The 17,168-nt window shown below is 57.1% G+C and carries 16 protein-coding genes; 9 read left to right on the top strand and 7 right to left on the bottom strand.

Features of this window, described 5'->3' with window-relative positions; all coding sequences use genetic code 11:
- Nucleotides 1–94: 94 nt before the first annotated feature.
- The 3 genes from OUZ45_RS11345 to OUZ45_RS11335 all read left to right on the top strand — a co-directional run bounded on the left by OUZ45_RS11345 (nucleotide 95) and on the right by OUZ45_RS11335 (nucleotide 3,496).
- Nucleotides 95–382, top strand: coding sequence for a hypothetical protein (locus OUZ45_RS11345; RefSeq protein ID WP_266170177.1), 288 nt, complete (start codon nucleotides 95–97; stop codon nucleotides 380–382).
- A gap of 166 nt (nucleotides 383–548) precedes the next feature.
- The gene (locus OUZ45_RS11340) at nucleotides 549–2,090 is read left to right on the top strand and encodes a DUF1800 domain-containing protein (protein WP_266170176.1); all 1,542 of its coding nucleotides are present in this window, start codon (nucleotides 549–551) and stop codon (nucleotides 2,088–2,090) included.
- Between the two features lie 203 nt (nucleotides 2,091–2,293).
- Nucleotides 2,294–3,496 carry a DUF1501 domain-containing protein gene (locus tag OUZ45_RS11335; RefSeq protein ID WP_266170175.1) on the top strand — a complete coding sequence of 401 codons (1,203 nt, stop codon included), beginning with the start codon at nucleotides 2,294–2,296 and terminating at the stop codon, nucleotides 3,494–3,496.
- Nucleotides 3,497–3,647: 151 nt separating this feature from the next.
- On the opposite strand, the gene OUZ45_RS11330 is transcribed toward OUZ45_RS11335, so the two are convergent.
- From OUZ45_RS11330 to OUZ45_RS11320, 3 genes are all read right to left on the bottom strand, one after another.
- Nucleotides 3,648–4,091 carry a DUF1579 domain-containing protein gene (locus OUZ45_RS11330; protein ID WP_266170174.1) on the bottom strand — a complete coding sequence of 148 codons (444 nt, stop codon included), beginning with the start codon at nucleotides 4,089–4,091 and terminating at the stop codon, nucleotides 3,648–3,650.
- A 278-nt stretch (nucleotides 4,092–4,369) separates the two neighbouring features.
- Complete coding sequence (locus OUZ45_RS11325; RefSeq protein WP_266170173.1) at nucleotides 4,370–5,275, bottom strand: sensor domain-containing protein; 906 nt, start codon at nucleotides 5,273–5,275, stop codon at nucleotides 4,370–4,372.
- Nucleotides 5,272–5,637 (bottom strand): PadR family transcriptional regulator, encoded by a 366-nt coding sequence (locus OUZ45_RS11320; RefSeq protein ID WP_266170172.1) that lies wholly within the window; start codon nucleotides 5,635–5,637, stop codon nucleotides 5,272–5,274. Before OUZ45_RS11320 ends, OUZ45_RS11325 begins: the two co-directional genes overlap by 4 nt.
- An 823-nt stretch (nucleotides 5,638–6,460) precedes the next feature.
- On the opposite strand from OUZ45_RS11320, the gene OUZ45_RS11315 reads away from it, so the two are divergent.
- From OUZ45_RS11315 to OUZ45_RS11305, 3 genes are read left to right on the top strand one after another with little or no spacing between them, the layout of a single operon-like run.
- Entirely contained in the window at nucleotides 6,461–6,658 is a 198-nt protein-coding gene (locus OUZ45_RS11315) for a hypothetical protein (protein ID WP_266170171.1), read from the top strand.
- A 32-nt stretch (nucleotides 6,659–6,690) separates the two neighbouring features.
- Nucleotides 6,691–6,990, top strand: a complete 300-nt coding sequence (locus tag OUZ45_RS11310) for a helix-turn-helix transcriptional regulator (RefSeq protein WP_266170170.1) — start codon at nucleotides 6,691–6,693, stop codon at nucleotides 6,988–6,990.
- Between the two features lie 19 nt (nucleotides 6,991–7,009).
- Nucleotides 7,010–8,095, top strand: coding sequence for a reverse transcriptase family protein (locus tag OUZ45_RS11305; protein WP_266170169.1), 1,086 nt, complete (start codon nucleotides 7,010–7,012; stop codon nucleotides 8,093–8,095).
- Nucleotides 8,096–8,166: 71 nt separating this feature from the next.
- On the opposite strand, the gene OUZ45_RS20840 is transcribed toward OUZ45_RS11305, so the two are convergent.
- The 4 genes from OUZ45_RS20840 to OUZ45_RS11290 form a co-directional block, all read right to left on the bottom strand.
- The gene (locus OUZ45_RS20840; protein WP_425601686.1) at nucleotides 8,167–9,573 is read right to left on the bottom strand and encodes a TniQ family protein; all 1,407 of its coding nucleotides are present in this window, start codon (nucleotides 9,571–9,573) and stop codon (nucleotides 8,167–8,169) included.
- On the bottom strand, nucleotides 9,570–10,571 hold the full coding sequence (locus OUZ45_RS11300; RefSeq protein WP_266170168.1) for a hypothetical protein: 1,002 nt from the start codon (nucleotides 10,569–10,571) through the stop codon (nucleotides 9,570–9,572). The genes OUZ45_RS20840 and OUZ45_RS11300 overlap by 4 nt, the downstream gene beginning before the upstream one ends.
- A gap of 1 nt (nucleotide 10,572) precedes the next feature.
- Complete coding sequence (locus tag OUZ45_RS11295) at nucleotides 10,573–12,972, bottom strand: integrase catalytic domain-containing protein (RefSeq protein WP_266170167.1); 2,400 nt, start codon at nucleotides 12,970–12,972, stop codon at nucleotides 10,573–10,575.
- Between the two features lie 1,081 nt (nucleotides 12,973–14,053).
- Nucleotides 14,054–14,287, bottom strand: a complete 234-nt coding sequence (locus tag OUZ45_RS11290) for an antitoxin Xre/MbcA/ParS toxin-binding domain-containing protein (RefSeq protein WP_266170166.1) — start codon at nucleotides 14,285–14,287, stop codon at nucleotides 14,054–14,056.
- Between the two features lie 289 nt (nucleotides 14,288–14,576).
- Between OUZ45_RS11290 and OUZ45_RS11285 the strand changes: the two genes are divergently transcribed.
- From OUZ45_RS11285 to OUZ45_RS11275, 3 genes are all read left to right on the top strand, one after another.
- Nucleotides 14,577–15,260 carry a hypothetical protein gene (locus OUZ45_RS11285; protein ID WP_266170165.1) on the top strand — a complete coding sequence of 228 codons (684 nt, stop codon included), beginning with the start codon at nucleotides 14,577–14,579 and terminating at the stop codon, nucleotides 15,258–15,260.
- A 33-nt stretch (nucleotides 15,261–15,293) separates the two neighbouring features.
- Nucleotides 15,294–16,001, top strand: coding sequence for a hypothetical protein (locus OUZ45_RS11280; protein WP_266170164.1), 708 nt, complete (start codon nucleotides 15,294–15,296; stop codon nucleotides 15,999–16,001).
- 87 nt (nucleotides 16,002–16,088) lie between these two features.
- Entirely contained in the window at nucleotides 16,089–17,120 is a 1,032-nt protein-coding gene (locus OUZ45_RS11275) for a DUF4238 domain-containing protein (RefSeq protein ID WP_266170163.1), read from the top strand.
- The last annotated feature ends 48 nt before the right edge of the window (nucleotides 17,121–17,168 follow it).

Below are 17,168 nucleotides of genomic sequence, written 5' to 3'. Positions count from 1 at the left end.
AACGCTGCATGGTAGCCGAGACAACCGGGATCACCTTGCGCTTACGCGCTTTGGCTCATCATAAACAGGGCGCCGGATCGCCCAGGAGCCCAACATGCCCATGATCCGCATCCGCATGACCGGTAACCGCGACACCGTGGACACCCTGATCAATGCCTTGCACGGCATCGATGGCATCGAGCACGTGGAAGAAGTGGACGATCTCATGAGTGGCACGCGGGACGACTCCAGCTCCAGCGAGCTGGTGGACGATAACGGCGGTGAGCTGGTCTGCATCGAAGTGCGCGCGCCCGATGCGTTGCATGCCGACGCCGTGCATAACGTGGCAGAGGTCGAGGCATCCTTGCTGGGTGCCATCGTAGAGTTCGTCGACGAGTTCTGAGAGCGCACGCAAATTCCTGCGACGCGAAGCGATTTCCTGCTCTTCGCATGAATCGTGTCCCAATACGACTCGGGCCATGAATTACCGTTGTCGGCGAACGGCAATGTGCTGCGTTGAGACTTCACACCAACATCCGCCGTCGTCCCTCGCCAGGAAGCCAAGACGCATGCGCCGCACCCGCCTAGCACTACGTCAACTATCTCCCCTGCTCGCCTTTGCGCTTGCTATGGGGCCCGCCATAGCCACCGCTCGAACCGCCGAACCGCTCAGCGCCGACGACATCGCCTGGCTGCGGCGCGATGGTTTCGACCTGGATAGCGCCAGCGTGGCTCGCTACCGCGAGCTGGGCCGGGCGCGCTATCTGGATGAGCAGCTCAGCAGCAAGGGCGACGACCGCCTGCCGCCCGAGATCGCAGAGCTGATCAGCAGCTATGAAGTGGTGCGCACACCGCCCGATCAGCTGATCGCCACCATGCAGGCCGAGCAGCAACGTATCAAGGACATGCCGGACGGCGACGACAAGGTTGCCGCCCAGAAGGCCCAGCAACAACACTCCAACGAGTTGCTGCAGCAAGCGCAACAAACCGAGTTGCTGCGCGCCGTCTACGGCTCCAACCAGCTGAAGGAACAGATGGTGTGGTTCTGGCTCAATCATTTCAGCGTATACGGCGCCAAGGGGCGCGTGCGCTGGGTGGTGGGCGAATACTCGGAAGGCAGCATCCGCCCGCATGCGCTAGGCAAGTTCAAAGACCTGGTGATGGCCTCGCTGGAAAGCCCGGCCATGCTGGAGTTTCTGGACAATGCGCAAAATGCGAAAGGCCACGTCAACGAAAACTACGCGCGCGAGCTGATGGAGCTGCATACGCTAGGCGTGGGCTCCGGCTACACGCAGCAGGATGTACAGCAGCTCGCACTGATCCTTACCGGCGTCGGCATCGCACCGAAGCAGGATCGCCCGCAAAAACTCAATCCTAAATTCGCGTCGCTCTACGTGCGCAACGGCCTGTTCGAATTCCATCCGGCGCGCCACGACTTCAGCGACAAGGTGCTGCTGGGCCAGCGTATCAAGGGCAGCGGCTTCGATGAAGTGGAAAAGGCGGTCGACCTGATCACCCGTCAGCCAGCCTGCGCGCAATTCATCTCGACCAAGCTGGCCCGCTACTTCGTCGCCGACGATCCCCCGCCGGCCTTGGTGGCGAAGATGGCCAAGACCTTCCAGCGCACCGACGGCGACATCGCCAAAGTACTGCGCACGATGCTCGAGTCGAAGGAGTTCATCGCCGGCCAGGGCAAGAAGTTCAAGGACCCGACGCAGTTCGTCGTGTCCTCCTTGCGACTGGCCTACGACGGCAAGCCGGTGGTCAACGCCAAGCCGATGCTCAATTGGCTCAACCAGCTGGGAGAGCCGATCTATGGGCGCCTGACACCGGATGGCTGGCCGCTCGACGCCAGCGGCTGGGCCAGCTCCGGACAGATGGCCAAACGCTTCGAGATCGCCCGCGCCATCGGCACCGGCAATAACCGCCTGTTCGTGCCCGAAGGCAGCAATGCCACCGCGCCCGGATTTCCGATGCTGACGTCCAAGCTGTATTACGACGCGATCGATCCGCGTCTCTCAACGCCGACGCGGGATGCGCTCGCCAAGGCTGCATCGCAGCAGGAGTGGAATACGTTTCTGTTGTCGTCTCCTGACTTCAACTACCGCTAAAGAACAGCTGCAAGGAATGAAGCCTTATCGCTAGGGCTTACCCCTCCCCAGCCCTCCCCTGCAAGCAAGGGAGGGAGCAGGGTGTCGCAAGCTCTTGGCTCCTCCCCTTGCTTGCGACGCGAAGCTAGTCCCGTGGGGCAGGGGGAGGCTGGGAGGGGGTAACGCTCTTGCGACAAACCACACGAACCACGTCGAGGCCCATCATGAACCGCCGACAATTCCTGCTCGCCGCCGCGACCGCCGCTGTCGCCGCGCCCGCACTCTCCTTCTCCGGCCGCCTGTTCGCCGCGCCAGCCAGCGCACCGCGCTTCCTGCTCGTGTTCCTGCGCGGCGGCTACGACTGCAACAACCTGCTGGTGCCGTACGGCAGCGATTTCTACTACGAGTCGCGCCCTACCTTGGCTATCGCCCGTCCTGACGCCGCCAACCCAAACAGCGCCATTGCACTCGACAACCAGTGGGGCCTGAACCCGGTGCTGCGCGACTCGCTCTATCCGCTGTGGCAGCGCAAGCAGCTGGCCTTCGTGCCGTTTGCCGGCACCGACGATATGTCGCGCAGCCACTTCGAAACGCAGGACAACATCGAGTCCGGCGAACCTACTGCGCCACGCAGCGACTACCGCTCCGGCTTCATGGCGCGCCTGTCGGGTGCGCTCACCGACGTGCCTTCGATCGCCTTCACCGACGCGCTGCCGCTGAGCTTCCAGGGCGGCAAGAAGGACATTCCGAACATCTCGCTGCGTGGCGTGGCCACGCCGGCATTCGATGAGCGGCAATCGGCGATTCTGGCCGACATGTACAAGGGCACCAGCCTCGCCGCGGCGGCGGCCGATGGGCTCGAGTTGCGCCAGAAAGTGTCCAAGGATCTGCAGGACGAGATGCAGAAAGCCAACCGCGGGGCAGCCACAGCGAAGAATTTCGCCGCGGAAACGCAGCGCATCGCCACCCTGATGCGCCAGCAGTACCGGCTGGGCTTCGTCGACGTGGGTGGCTGGGACACGCACGTGAATCAGGGCAGCACCACCGGCGGCCTGGCGACCAACCTCACCAACCTCGGCCAGGGTCTGGCCGCCTATGCGGATGCACTGGGCGACGAGTGGAACAACACCGTGGTAGTGGTGGTGTCCGAGTTCGGCCGCACTTTCCGCGAGAACGGCAACAAGGGCACCGACCACGGTCACGGCACGGTGTATTGGGTACTTGGCGGCAAGATCAACGGCGGCCGCATCGCCGGCTCGCAAGTAGCGGTGAATGCGCAGAGCCTGTTGCAGAACCGCGACTATCCGGTGCTCAACAACTACCGCGATCTGCTCGGCGGGTTGTTCAGCCGCACATGGGGATTGTCCACCGCGCAATTGCAAACGGTATTCCCAGGCGCGCGACCAAGAGACATGCAACTAGCCTAAACACAGGCACAAAGCCCCCTGTAGGAGCGCACCCTGTGCGCGAGACGACCTGATAAGGCCGCGCTTTTTACAACAGCGGCCCTGCTAACGCAGGGCCTTCGCGCACAGGGTGCGCCCCTACACACACGCATCTCACGTTGCTTGCGGGCTGTCAGTCCTGCCGGCGATATCGCCCGGTGAGCACCGGCTCCCAATGGATGCCGCCGTCGAAGGAACTCTCCAGCGTCAGTTTGTAAGCGTCATAACCCCGCGGCTGATAAATGTGTCGCGTTTGCCCGCGCGGCGAACTGCGCAGAAAGACCAGACGCAGGCCATCCCAATGTCCCGGCGCAGCTGCGGCGGGAACGAAGCCGTAGCTGTCGAACCAGTACATGTCGAACTGATCGTGCTCCGTCCCGGCCACGAATACCGCGTGCGCCTTGAGCGCCGGCTGCCCGTCACGCTGCTCGTCGTAATCCAGCACCAGCGCCTTACCGCCGAGCTCCATGCGCGCGACCACGCTCGAAACGGCCGGACCTCCTTGCCCCCAGCGCGTGGAGGCAATCTGTTCCTCGCCCTGCCACCGCCCCACCAGAAACTGCAAAGCGCTCAACATCGATCGTGCTCTCCATCCATAACATGACGCCTATCAGTGCGCCGGCAGTTCTGTCTTGCGTATCGTCACAGCGCGGCGCCATCTTAGCGGGCGGCGCCGCGGGCCACTTCGGCATCGGAAGCGTCATCGTCCATCTTGATGCCAAGGACCGCCGCCAGCAGTCCAGCCGGGCCAGCACCCTGGAGCACGCGCGAACGCCAGGCCGGAGCGTAGCGATTCAGCAACACCCATAAGCGGGACCGGTGGCGTAAGCAAAGGCCTGCACAGCAGCGACTGAATCAGGGCGACGCCTGCGATACCAGCAGGCTCTTGGCAATCTGCCCTTGCATGCGACCCAGGGCTCGCACCAAGTGCAAGGTCACGAAAAACAACAACACACCGATGACGCATAGCACGGCCGCATCACCCCAGCCGGGTGCATGAGGCCCCGTACCAAGATTGATGGTGACATTGTCGGAAAAATTGTCGAACAAGAAGGCCACAGGCGCACCCGCAAAAGCGATCGATACGCTCATCAACGTCACTGTGAGGGTGAAGTAGCAGATGCCCAGCGGAAGCATCAACACCATGTAGAACAACGTGGTCCAGGTGCGACCATCAGTAAACATGGTACCGATGCGCTTCATCAGCGATTGCGCAGGTTGCGCCGGGTATGGCGGCCGACGCGGCATGCGCACGCCGAGCATCACTTCCACGATGCGCCCTTCCAGCAGCGACAGCGCACGCACCGTACCGAAGAACAGCACGATGAAGGGAATGCCGATGATCAGCACGGAAAATCCGGCCGACAGCGCCACACCCGTCACTGCCCAGGTGAAATAGAAGATGCCGGTGGCTAGCGCCAGTAGCATGTAGAACATCGCACCCCACGTGCGCGGATCGACGGCAACGCCAAAAAAGCGTCCAGGCAGCGAATGCCGCTTCGGCGGCAGCGGCGGACGCAGCGCGCGCTGGATCTTGATCTCCTGATCGCGATAGATCTCCGCCACTTCCTCCGGCGCGCCATACGTGCCCACCACGTGAGCCAGCATGTCCGTTTCACTGCGACCGGGCTGTTCGGCCAACTCGGCGCGCAAGTGTTCCTCGGCGTCGTACAGCGCGTCCTGTATTAGCGCGGGATCGGCGCCGCGAAGTGCGGCACGCAACTGGTCCAGGTATTCCGCAATGGTGCGCGGCGTATTCATTTCACCCCTCCTTGCAAAACGGTATCGACGGAATCGCGAGTCGCGTTCCAAGCCGCAACCCACTCGCGCAGCACTTCGCGCCCCAACTTCGTAATTCGGTAATAGCGGCGCGGCGGCCCGCTGACCGAGGGCTCCACCTCACTCCCAAGCAGGCCAGCCCCTTCGAGATTGCGCAGCACCGGATACAACGCACTCTGTTTGCCGGCGAGCACCCCCTCGCCCACCTCTTCTAGCCGCTTCGCGATCTGGTAGCCATACATCGGCTGCCGCGACTGACCCAACACGGCAAGCAACACCATCGACACCGTGCCCGCCGATAGCTCTTTCTGGAATTTCTTCAGCAGACCGGCGCTGTCGTCCATCGGCTCACCCTCAGGGCTACTTACCCGTGAGTGAACCATAGTGTTTAGTTAACACTAGTACATGCGCCGGAAGTCATGACCGTTGCGACTACATGTGGTGGGCATGACACCAATGTATGTACCGCTTGTACAAACATTGGTGTCAGAGGGGATGTACAAACAATGGTGTCAGCCGGCGCAGTCACCCATGAGATACGCGGGACGGGCGATAACTGAGGGGGATTGGTCGTTTGCCCATCTAACGGCGCAATCGCTCATCTATGCACAGTGCGCAGCCGCACTCGCAGCTCACCCGATCCCGCGCGCGCGATTGACCTCGACAGATTGGCTGGTAGGCGACGCTAATTGCCGCTAGCGGCGTAGCGGGGGAATTCCTATCGGCGCCACCAAATCCAGCCCTCGACATAAAGTCATATCTATATGATTTTGCTATACATTACTGCAAGCCGGAACCCATGCCGTGTGACCCATCGCTCATCGCACAGTTCAACAAACGCTCGATACGCCACAAAAAAATGTTGACTCTCAGCGAACAGATGTCTACTCTCAGCGACACCAAAACGAATAGAGGACGACTACTTTCGGTTTCAGTGAGTCAGATGTATCGGCTCGTGGGGTTTCGGCCCCGACCCGCTCTTAGTCCCCATCCCCGAACGATCGGAACGTCATCGTAAGCTGGCGAGTTGACGACTAAGACCGTCCCGAAAGGTGACGGGGTGCAGCGAAAGAGGGAAAACAACTGCGATCGTCCACGCATAAATTTTTTCATTGATCCGAAAGGGGTAGTCATCCCGGCTACTCGTCAATGAAAAGGAATCAACTTATGCGTAAAAGCAAGATCGTTTTGGAATCACAGTTGTCGCATGGTCCGCGCAAGCGGTGGTACGGGAAGAGCAAGGTCTGGGCGAAAGTACCTAGCATTGTTCTTTCAGGACTCGGAACGCTCCTGAAGTTCATTAACTTGATTGTCCAGCTTGGCCTGGTAGTCAAGAAGGTGAAGGACGTCTTCTGGCCAAGCTAACCTCCTAGCAAGCATCCCCTTGGAGAACCCAAATGAGTGCATATTTAGGCCGCGCCCTAAAGTTGGTGAGGACATTTCACGATGTCAGCCAAGTAGAGCTTGCTTCTAATTTACATATTTCGAGATCCTACCTCTCTGAGGTCGAGTCAGGAAAAAAGACTCCTTCGATGGATCTCTTAAACGAATACGCAAAACACTTTTCCGTGCCACTAAGTTCCTTGGTGATCATTTCCGAGGGCTTCGAGGAAGGAAAGCTCTCTGGAAAAGTGAAAAAAGCGGCTACCGAAAAAGCATTACGCCTCCTCGAATGGGTCGACGCGAAGCGGGCTTAGCTTCAAAGGAGTGCGGCGCTTGTATCAGCCTGAGATTCAGTATCCTATCGAGCGCTCACCGCTGTTTGGGCTGCAAAGCCGTAAGCGGATGTGCGCCCTATTGGGTTGTACGACAGCAGAACTCGCTGTGATCAGGCGGCATAAACGTAAACTTTATAACCATTTCGAGACGGCCGATAAGTACGGTTCCCAGCACCCCGCCCTGGTGCATAAGCCCCGCAAGATCCAGTCGCCCGATCCCGACCTTGCGAAAATCCAAGCGAGGCTTATGGATCTGCTAAAGCGGATCGAATTGCCCGACTATCTACACTCTGCACGGAAGAATCGTTCCTACAAGACGAACGCTCAGTGTCACAAATACGGACACGGAGTGGCAAAGCTTGATGTCAGGAAATTCTACGAAAGTACAAGGGATTCCTACGTCTACCAGTTCTTCTTTGGCAAGCTTAAATGTAGCCCGGACGTCGCGCATCGACTGACCGAAATTGCATGCTTGGGCCGCCGCCTTCCTACAGGGAGCCCCCTGAGTCCTCTCATGTCGTTTCTCGCGTATGGCGATATGTTCAATGAACTGGCGAACCTTGCGAAAGCAATGGAATTGTCCATAACTGTCTACGTCGACGACATCGTCGTTTCTGGGGCTACCAAGGCATCCAAATTCATCGCGCCGGCGAAAAAGATCATTGCCCGGCATGGCTTGAGTGCCCATAAGTTTTCGGTTCGGCCCGCGGGCGCACCTATCATCGTGACTGGGGTATGTAACACCGAAAAGGGTGCGACCATTCCTCCTGCTCGATATCGAAAGATTCGAGCTCTGAAAGAAGAACTTGGCAAAGCAAAATCTAATGAGCGCCGTGTCGTCTACTTGAAAGCACTCATCGGGCAATATCGAGAAGCCTCGTCGTTCATCAGCAATGCCAAGTCACACGCAATGGCGTACCAGCGCCTACTAGAAGCGACCTCTCAGGGCGTGAAGCACAAAGCTCGAAACAAGGGGCGACGCAGGAGCGGTCGTATCAAGGCCATGCTGGCCAACCAGGTCGATGCACCACCCTCAACTTCGTCTCAGGCAAAGTCATCTAGCGCCTTGGGCAACAAGGGCTGACCGGTTGGGCTTCTGATCCGCTACGCGTACGAGCTCATCGGCAATTTCCGCTATCGAGTCGGAAGCAGACATCAGCACCGGTCGCAATGACTGACTCTTGACGCCTCCCACTTGGCCAATAGCCACTCAAGCGCCTCCCGCACCGTAAGCTCCTCCTGATAGGCCCCAATACAGGAATCAGATAGACAGTCCCTTACATCGAACGAGCCCGCGACAACCATAGAGGCATCCTTGATGCCAATCGCTGTTGCAGCCGCAACTTGCCTGGATGCACGGGTGAACGCATCCTTGGTCGCCGGCCGACGCCTCATCTTTCGGTTGCAATAGAGATAGGCCTTGTACAAGGATCCAAGTTTTGAAGTTGAGCCTTGGCGCTGATATCGATCTTCATAGCTTCTGCAAAGCTCTTGATCAGCATCGCGCAATGCGGGCAAGTTCACCCCGAACGGCTTGGCAAAAGACCCAATCGGCGGCATGTAAGGCGACCTTCGGCCTATGAAGTCCGCGATACACCTGGTAGCGACGTAGATCCATCGCGCCTGGCTGGCCGATGGTAGTGGAAGATAATTCAGCCCTGCCCACTGGTTAAACAAGAGCGGACTCGACGACTCCCTAGGCGCACTTAGGAGTTCGCTCATCGAGATGCTCTGGAGCGCGCATAGGTTCAGCAGGGTTCTAACGGTCGGCTTCTGGGATTGCCTTCGTACTCGCTGATCAGTTCCTTGCAGAAACCCTCTCATGTGCGGCCCTAATCCACCATGCGAGCTCGCGCTTAGACAAACGCCAGCGACGAAATCCAGATAGTCCGACCATCGCAGTGGAGCATCTTTTGGCGTCGCGCAGAATTCGACGAGCTCCAGGCATTGCGAGTTCATCCATCGCATGAAAGAAGGCCGGCGCCTCCGCTTGGCGCCTTGTCCCAATCTGCGACCACATGATCGGCAGCAGAGTCGCCTGTGTAGACGGTAAGTTTCGTGCTGAACTGCACCACAGTGCGGACAGGCATGCTCCAGATCGCATCCATGCGCGGGGCAGGAACATACGATATCGATGCTCCATACCAGAGGCTCGTAAGAATCATCATCCCACTCCTCATAGCATCGGGGACACCATTGTCTCCGCTTGGCCCCGTAAAGATTTGAATTGATAGACAGAACATCTGACATGGCCCACAACGTGCCACAACGAAGCGTCGGCACACCGGTCAGATGCTCAAGCTCTTCTACGCGCGCAACTTCCTGGCATCCGAGTCCAAGCAGGGGGCGAGACGACCATTTGGCGCTCACTAGGCCGTTCGTACTTTGGTGTACGTACGTACCGATCTGTTCAGCGTTTAGGCCCGTTGTTCTCATGAGCCTTCCTACGTAGCTATGCAAAGACTCCACAAGCGCGGTTCCCAGCCCCTTCAGTTGCAAGGGCGGAAGAACCGTCCAGTGAGGAACGATTTGTGGGCCCAGGCACTCCCCCTTCACCCTCATCGCTGCGAATCCATGAGCCCGCGTATAAGCCGTGCATTTGCAGGAGTCTTCAGCGAGTCAAAAAGTGCGGCATCCTCGTACAGCGTCTTCAGCACTGCATCTGTGCTGATAGCATCCTCCATATGCTTCTTCGTAATGGCGACAGAGCCTTCGCTTGCCCGAAGATCATCCGCGCGCGTCAAATAGGCGACCAACTCGCCGAAGACGCCAGCGCTAGACGCATAAGCTAGGTCCAGACATTGACGCAGTAAGCCCGCGTTACTGAAACGGAAACCTTTCCCCACGCTAAGCACGAGACGTTCGAAGTTCTCCCGGTCCGACGGAAGATCAAGCCTGTATCTGTTGACGAAGACAAATCGAGATCTCCGGAGGATCTCAGCGTTACCTTCCCATAGCGCAGCCATCCGTGGCACGCCAAACAAAACGAGTGTGCTGCCGACCTCCTCTGCCAGGCACATATAGTTCACCATATGATCTCCTGGCTGCTTGTGGCGCCCTGTGTAAGTCAGCGATGCGGCCTCCTCAATGAAGATCGCTCGAACACCTCGTGTCACTGCCATGCGCTCGACAAAATGACGCAGTTGGTGCTCCGGCCCACTGCGCCGAATTTTGGCCCATAGCTCACTTTTCAGCCTTGCGTCCGCTCGGACGTGTCCGCCATCGGGACTACCCACCATGGACCGGCTCAATAGCCAATCAACATTGGGCTCCTGCAGCTCGAGATACATCCGGGTTGTGAATTCTTTCGGGCTAAAATTTGAACGATCGCTCGGCGTGGCGCGCACTGCGAATGCAGGTAGATGCCCCTGCGACCACTTGGTAGGCGGGCCCGCAAAGGACCTCATGGCCGAGTAGCGAATTTCGGATTTACCCGCGCCAGAGAGGCCCACGACGAAAATGATCTGACCACGAATCGTGGCGTCTAGGGCGCGGGTAAGAGTCGATCTTGCCTGTTCATAGGCCGGATGCAGGATGATTCCCGAGGTACGTTCAGCCATCTCATGCATCCTCGGTTGGGAAAGGGTCTGCTGACGCACCCGATTGACTCCACATCGCCACCCTTGTCGGCGCTGTCGTCACCTCGTCTTTAGGTTCTTTCGCCAGATGCTCGAGATGTCGCGTGCTACCTGCGGTACGGTTCGCCTCCTCAGTTCTCGCTTGCCGACTGATGCGAATCTTGTCCCGCAAACGTGTGTTACCGCTTCGCGTGGCCTCGTCCGTTAGCGACTCAAACAGCTTCGACAGATCATCACGACCCACCACCCTCAAACTCTCAGCGGTATTGGCCAAAACCCATCTTCGGCAAAATTTGACGTACATGCGATGTGGATCGACGCAGTCCAGTCGCATCTCGACAGGCCTTTGCGAGCGGATTTCACGCAAGAGATCCGCACTCGTATACCTTCGTTGCAGATACCGAATCCCACGAGATGGGTCGACTTTGATATCCCTCGCAATAGGTACGGATGTCGCTATCAGGAAATCGTCTACGCTCTTAACATCCACGAGACCAAGGTGACCAAATAGCTCACCCATCTGGTCATTCTTTTCCCTGGGGCTAAGGCGATTGACGCCATGCCGAACGTCGACCATGTCACTGAATAGGTATTGATCAAGATGCTGAACCACCGTTGCGTACGCCATGCACGCCGTCGATTGACTCTTTTGCCGGCTCGTCACCGATCGGCCCTGTCTGTCCGGTGCCGTACTTCCTAAGAAGCGATGCGCAAGCTCCGCATTTATACGACCAAGGGCATTCTCGGCGAGCGAATTCTTCCGCGGACTGCCGGGGGGCGCCTGGATATGCGTCGCCCCAGCGTATTCACAGAATCCAGCGAAGAAGTCACCGATATATTCGGACCCTTTGTCGACTATCCAGTAACGAGGAAGGAATCCCTGCCGATGGAAGATGTCCCTTATCAGCACGGCAAGCGCGTTTCGACAAGCGGCTCCGAACATGACCGCCCGTCCAAGTGGCATTCCCGTCGCTGAGTCCATGGCGACATACAGGGTCGGACAATCGAAGCCAAGGGATGCCAGAAAGTCCGGGCTGCAGCGAAGATCGAACTTGGTCGAGTCCACATGCACCATGAGCTTGGGCACGAGACAGCGCATTGTCCGAACACCAGGATCAACTGCCTCTTCGGCCGCATGAAACGCTCTGTAGCCTCCCTCTGTGTATGCCCGCCGGAGCGGACTCTTGGCACGAAGCCTTAACAGGAATGTTGTTCTTGAAGGTGCTCGCAAGCCCTTCTCTTCACAATGAATCCGCAACGCATCATGCGCCTGGAGCTTCGATCGAAGCAGCGGATCACTCCGATATCGAGCAATAACCCAATTGAGGGCCGCTTCTTGATCAGCGGTTAGCTGACCTGCACGTCGTCCCGCGCGCTCGTAGTGCGTGAGGCATGCCTCGAGCTCGCCTTCACCTTTGGAGGACGCCTCTTGCACCTGTCTAACCAGGGGAGCGTACCGTCGGGTTATTGGCTCTTCGCCGCTCAACATCCGGCGTATCCGTTCGAGGCGACTAACGGCATGCAGGTAATCAGCAGGCCTTGCCCGAAGAAGTTGGGAGGCAACGTCTGGCTGAGCCAATCCGTCCCGCAAGCGCGCGAGCAATTCACTATCACATTGATCAGATCGCTCCCTCGACGCGTAGAGCATAAAGCGGTCCGGCTCGTCGATTGGAACCGATCTCAAAGGTCCATAGATCTCCCCCATGGCGAGAGCCACGAGAGCGTGCTTAACCGACACGCCAGGGACATGCTCCGGAAGTCCCCCCAGCGATAGCGGCCTTGTCTCAAGTGCCTTACGGATCTTAGATCTGCCCTCCGTGCCCGCCACCTTGTCGCTCTCAGAGGATAGGAAGCTGTAAAGGGCCAGCAGATTGGCCTGATAGATGCCATGGGGCTCCGGAGGGCACCAGATCGCATATGACATACCGTGCTCAGCAGCCCAGGCATCCACGGCGGGCCTGGTCCAGCCGGTATCAAGGCGAACCCATTCGTCAGGCCGCTTCGATGCGAGCTTCAATAGGTCCTCGCTTGGCTTGCATTCAATCAGACGGATTCCATCCGGCTCGAACAACATGAAATCAATATGCACTGTGCTCGTGCGTCCATACCGGACGATATTCTTCGGCTCCACCTGCACGTAATACTCGTGGCAAACGCCAAATAGCTCGATTTCCAAAGCGAAAAGATATTCGACTGTGTAACTCTCCAGCGCCCTTCGCCCTAGGTTCTTTAGGGAAGGCGAGTCCACAAGGATGTTCTTCATGCCCCGCTGGCTAAGTCGCCTTGAGGGACTATTCGTCCGCATCTCCTCTATTTCGCGGATGACGACGGCGCTGAGTCCTCGAGACTGGTAGTAAAGAAGACGCTGTGCGTCAGTAAACATGTGCTGACTTCCTCACGGAGGCGCACAAGGGATCCAAGCGACGGTAGAACCTTCGCTAGATGCCAGGCACGCGCGGACGGCTCGCACCGCGAAAGCGGCGAAGTGCTTGACGTGACGCTGGGAAGGCACTACAAATGAAGGGGAAGCAACTCAGAAAGCTTCACCTACGCAACGAGCCTCGCGTCTGATCACGCGAGGCTTCGTTATTTGTAGCGCTCAAAAATGCGCGCTACCCGCTCATGGCTGGACCTCCTTCGGCAAAATCACTGCGGCCGTGTCTCCATTCATGACCGCTTGAAGCCATGCCCGTACCTTTGGAGTAGCCGCAAACCATCCGCGGCGCCCCGGCACTTGGAACATTTCGATAGGAAGGCGACCTGTCTGTCGCGCTTTCGCAAGGGCGCCCGTTGTGGGGTATCCAAGCAAGCGCGCTGTCTCAGCAGCAGTCAGTAGTGGAGCCTTCGGAAGATAGCTGTCGATTTCCAGAGACACATTTGGGATGCCAGCCATCTCCGCACTCCTCTGAGCTAAGTCGCACTTAATCGCAGCTAGTCGCGCTGTGTCGCGGTTCTAGCACTCCTGCCAGCGTGTTTCAGTCTCGGCTCGTAATGGCTAGGCAAAACCTGCGCGAGCAAGCGCCTTACCAACTGCTCTGTCATTTGCCGGTTCGAAAGCGCCCCCCGCTTCCCGGACTAGATCTCCCGAGAAACTCTGGGATTCCTCGTTCCGAAGGTGCCATAACACCAGCTAGCGGCTCAACTCCGCCAAGAAATTCTAAGCATTTGTTTAATATGAGATATTTTGCACGTGCGACTTATGCATCTCGCACATAATGAGACGGATCGCAAACCACTCGAGAATGCCAAGATAAGCCATTTAATCAACGTCTTAGACAAGGCAATGCTTGTGCTTTCCCGTGTGAAAGGCCTGGGACGTATGGGCGGTCAAAATTCCCGTAACTGCGACCCCAGCCTAAACGCCACATGAACGAATAACTCAGGGTAATAGCCAGAATGGGGCGGCCCCACCGCGCAAGCCCAAAGGTCTCGCGGGAGCAGTCACTAACGAATGACGACTTGGCCTAGGAGAAGGCACCGGACTGCGTTCTAATCAGCAAAGACTCCAACAACTCCAGGCCGCCATCAGAATCCAGATAAGAGATGGGCAGATGATTTCCCAAAGCTGGAAGTGGCGTATCCAACCAAGCCCGGACCCAATGCTCCGCATCGAAGTTAACCGGATCTCCGCTTTCCTCGACCATTCGTTGAACCACTGCGATCAATTTCGCAGTGCCTTCTTCTCGATGATTAATCATGGAACTCACCAAGTGCGATTTGGGTTGGCTCTCCAATGGACGCCCAACCAGGGTTGTGGGCTTCGATAGTACGCCCTCGATAGATCGCCGCCTCTTGTCCTCATGACCGCGGAAGGCCGTCAATCTCACACCTTGAGACTGGCTTATGGACCATGGAGGTCGAGGTTGAACACAAAGGAAATGTTCCTTTCAGACCTCAAGGGTCCCACCGGGCACGAGAAGGATAGCCGCGCCGTAGCTCTTCAACTGTTCGGTAGCATTTCGAAGCCACCCAGAGACTAGTGATGCGATGAAAGAATTTAACTTCAAGGGACTTCACCCAGCCTTCGTTGAAGCCATCAACAGGCACGAGCCGTCTATCGCCTTTACGCTTGCAGATGGTAACGGAAGGTTTGTTTTCCTCCTTTTCATGGCAACGAATTCGTCCGGAAAAATCGTTTGGGGCGATCTCGAACTATTCATACTTCTCGCTCGCACTCAAACGATGCTTCGCTTCAAGCTACTAGGGAACCATAAAAATAATGGCGACTTCAAAGTTCGCTTTAACAGCCAGGACGAGGCTGCGATCAGAGTCGAACTCGGACTTCACGATGCGGCCCAAGGACCGGCGTTTGCCCTAGAGAGCTTTCTCAGCAAACTCAATGGAATGATTCCAACCTCGATCCCGCTCGAGGAAAAAATCGCCACAATAAAGACTGATAGGGGCGCTATTGAATCGAACTGCAAGTCATACTTTGATGAAGCAAGTAAGGTCTATCTTCTCAGAGCGGGGCCTCTTCCGGCGGGCAAGCATCCTCGGGAGGAAACACTGAGGAAGCTCTATATGCTCAATGCCTCAGCAACAGATATCGCGTCATTGATTACGAACTTGAAAAAGATACGCTGGACAACTTATTGGACCGCGACCAAATCCACGACGAGCACTTTTGCTGAGATTTTCGCCAAAGTCACCGCGTCTGTACCATCGCATTGATTGAATCCGGGGAAGTGACAGAGAGGGTGGACAATGTCAATCTTTAAGGAAACTGTATCCATTGTTAGGGAAGCCGAACGGCTAGTTATTGGCACCCGCATCAAAACCCAGTGGCGACACGCGGAATCAGCACTAGACGCCATCGTGCATGTACCCTGGTTCATTCTGGTTGGCTTGCAAGAGAAGATTGCGTCGTTCGCCCTTGCCCTTGCACTGATTCCCGCTTGGTGGGCCGTTCTCTTTATCGTCCTACTAATCACAAGCGGATCGCCGGCTGCGAACCTACAATCATCTCAGGGCTGGGTGGTTGCCGCCCTCCTTGCAGCGGGGTCAGTGATTTTTCGTTTGCCGAGCCATTTCACACACCTTGGCATCCGCCCTAAACAGACAACGCAGCTCGCAGCACATATCCGGTCTATCGCCTCAGATGAGGCAACCATAAAGCTGCTTCAATCTGGGATCTCAGTCATGGATGCCGTGAATTCGCAACGCATTACACGCATCAATTGGATCCTCGGCGTGTGCTGGGCGGGCCTTGTCTGGGCGGCATCTCACTGGGTCTTCTCTACGGTTGTTTCTGACGCACTGAAGCACGAAGCGTTTCCTCGCATCTTTGGAGGATTTCTCATCTTCTTGTTCTTCGGCGTGGGTGCAAGCTCCTATGAGACCACGATTCGCATGGTGAAGCAGACTATCGATTTTGCTCTTCTCGAAGCTAGCGATACACGATGCTCTGAGTGAAAGGAATCTAAATCTCCGTGCCACTCAGGTTCGGGGAAATGACAGATCACCTCACATGCAACAAGGAACTTCTCCAAAGGGGGGCGTTTGAAACTTCGCGATCAACTACGCAAAGACAATCACTACGTACCCAAGCTCTATTTGAAGCAATGGGCGCGCAATGGAAAAATACCCACGTACCGACTCTTGGTGCCCAGCGCCAACTGTCCTCTGTGGAAAGACCACTCCATCAAAGGCATTGCGTTTCACCAACACTTGTATACGTATGTAGCCGGACAGGGGGAGACGGACGAGTTCGAACGTTGGCTAGACCGCGAGTTCGAAAGTCCGGCCGAGGAAGCAATCGACCGGGCTATCCATGGCGGGCGGCTCAGTCCTCAGCATTGGAATCAGCTGATCAGATTTCTTGCGGCCCAGGATGTAAGAACACCTGTGCGCCTCAGGGAGTTTCTTGCTCGACAGCACAAATCGCTGCTTCCTCTCATGAACGAGATACTGACCAGCTCCGTTGAAGAGCTTGAAAGGGCTGCTCGTCTTGGAGTCCATATCTCCGCGCCGAAGAGAGATACAAACGACCTGTTCCCTTTCAAGGTCACTATCGCCCGCAACGCCGACGGAGGGGGAACAATCCAAGCTAAAACTATCGTCGGCCGGCAGCTATGGCTCGCATCTTCCCGACATATTTTGACTAGCACCATATCGCGCTTAATGACACACCGATGGACAATCCTTCACGCTCCAGACGGCGTCTCTTGGCCTACTAGCGACAACCCGGTCATTCGCCTTAATTTCTCGGATGCTCAAAACTACGATTTCCTGGGCGGCTGGGGGCGAAACAACGGCGAGATACTTCTTCCCCTGAGCTCCAAGCATCTCCTCTACACCAAGATCGGCAGCCGGCCCTTCCCTCGTGGCGCAGCCTTTGATGAAGGTACAGCACACCTGGTGCGACGAATGATCATTGAGCACGCTGACCGCTTTGTTTTCGCCAAGGAGCAAGGTGATGCCCACCTTATCCGTCCACGTAAGGTCTGCCCCGCGACCTTCCGACAGGAACAACTCGCTTGGCAGAACTGGCATCAAGAGCAGAGCCAGGCGGAAGCCGAGCTCCTACTTTAATGCCCCATCTCTTGTTATCCCGCCGAACATGACAGGCCATCGAACAAA

Source organism: Dyella subtropica, from assembly GCF_026283965.1.
Taxonomy (GTDB): Bacteria; Pseudomonadota; Gammaproteobacteria; order Xanthomonadales; family Rhodanobacteraceae; genus Dyella_D; species Dyella_D subtropica.
Note: the sequence above shows the minus strand (reverse complement) of the source record. Positions and strands in the feature narration are given on the sequence as shown.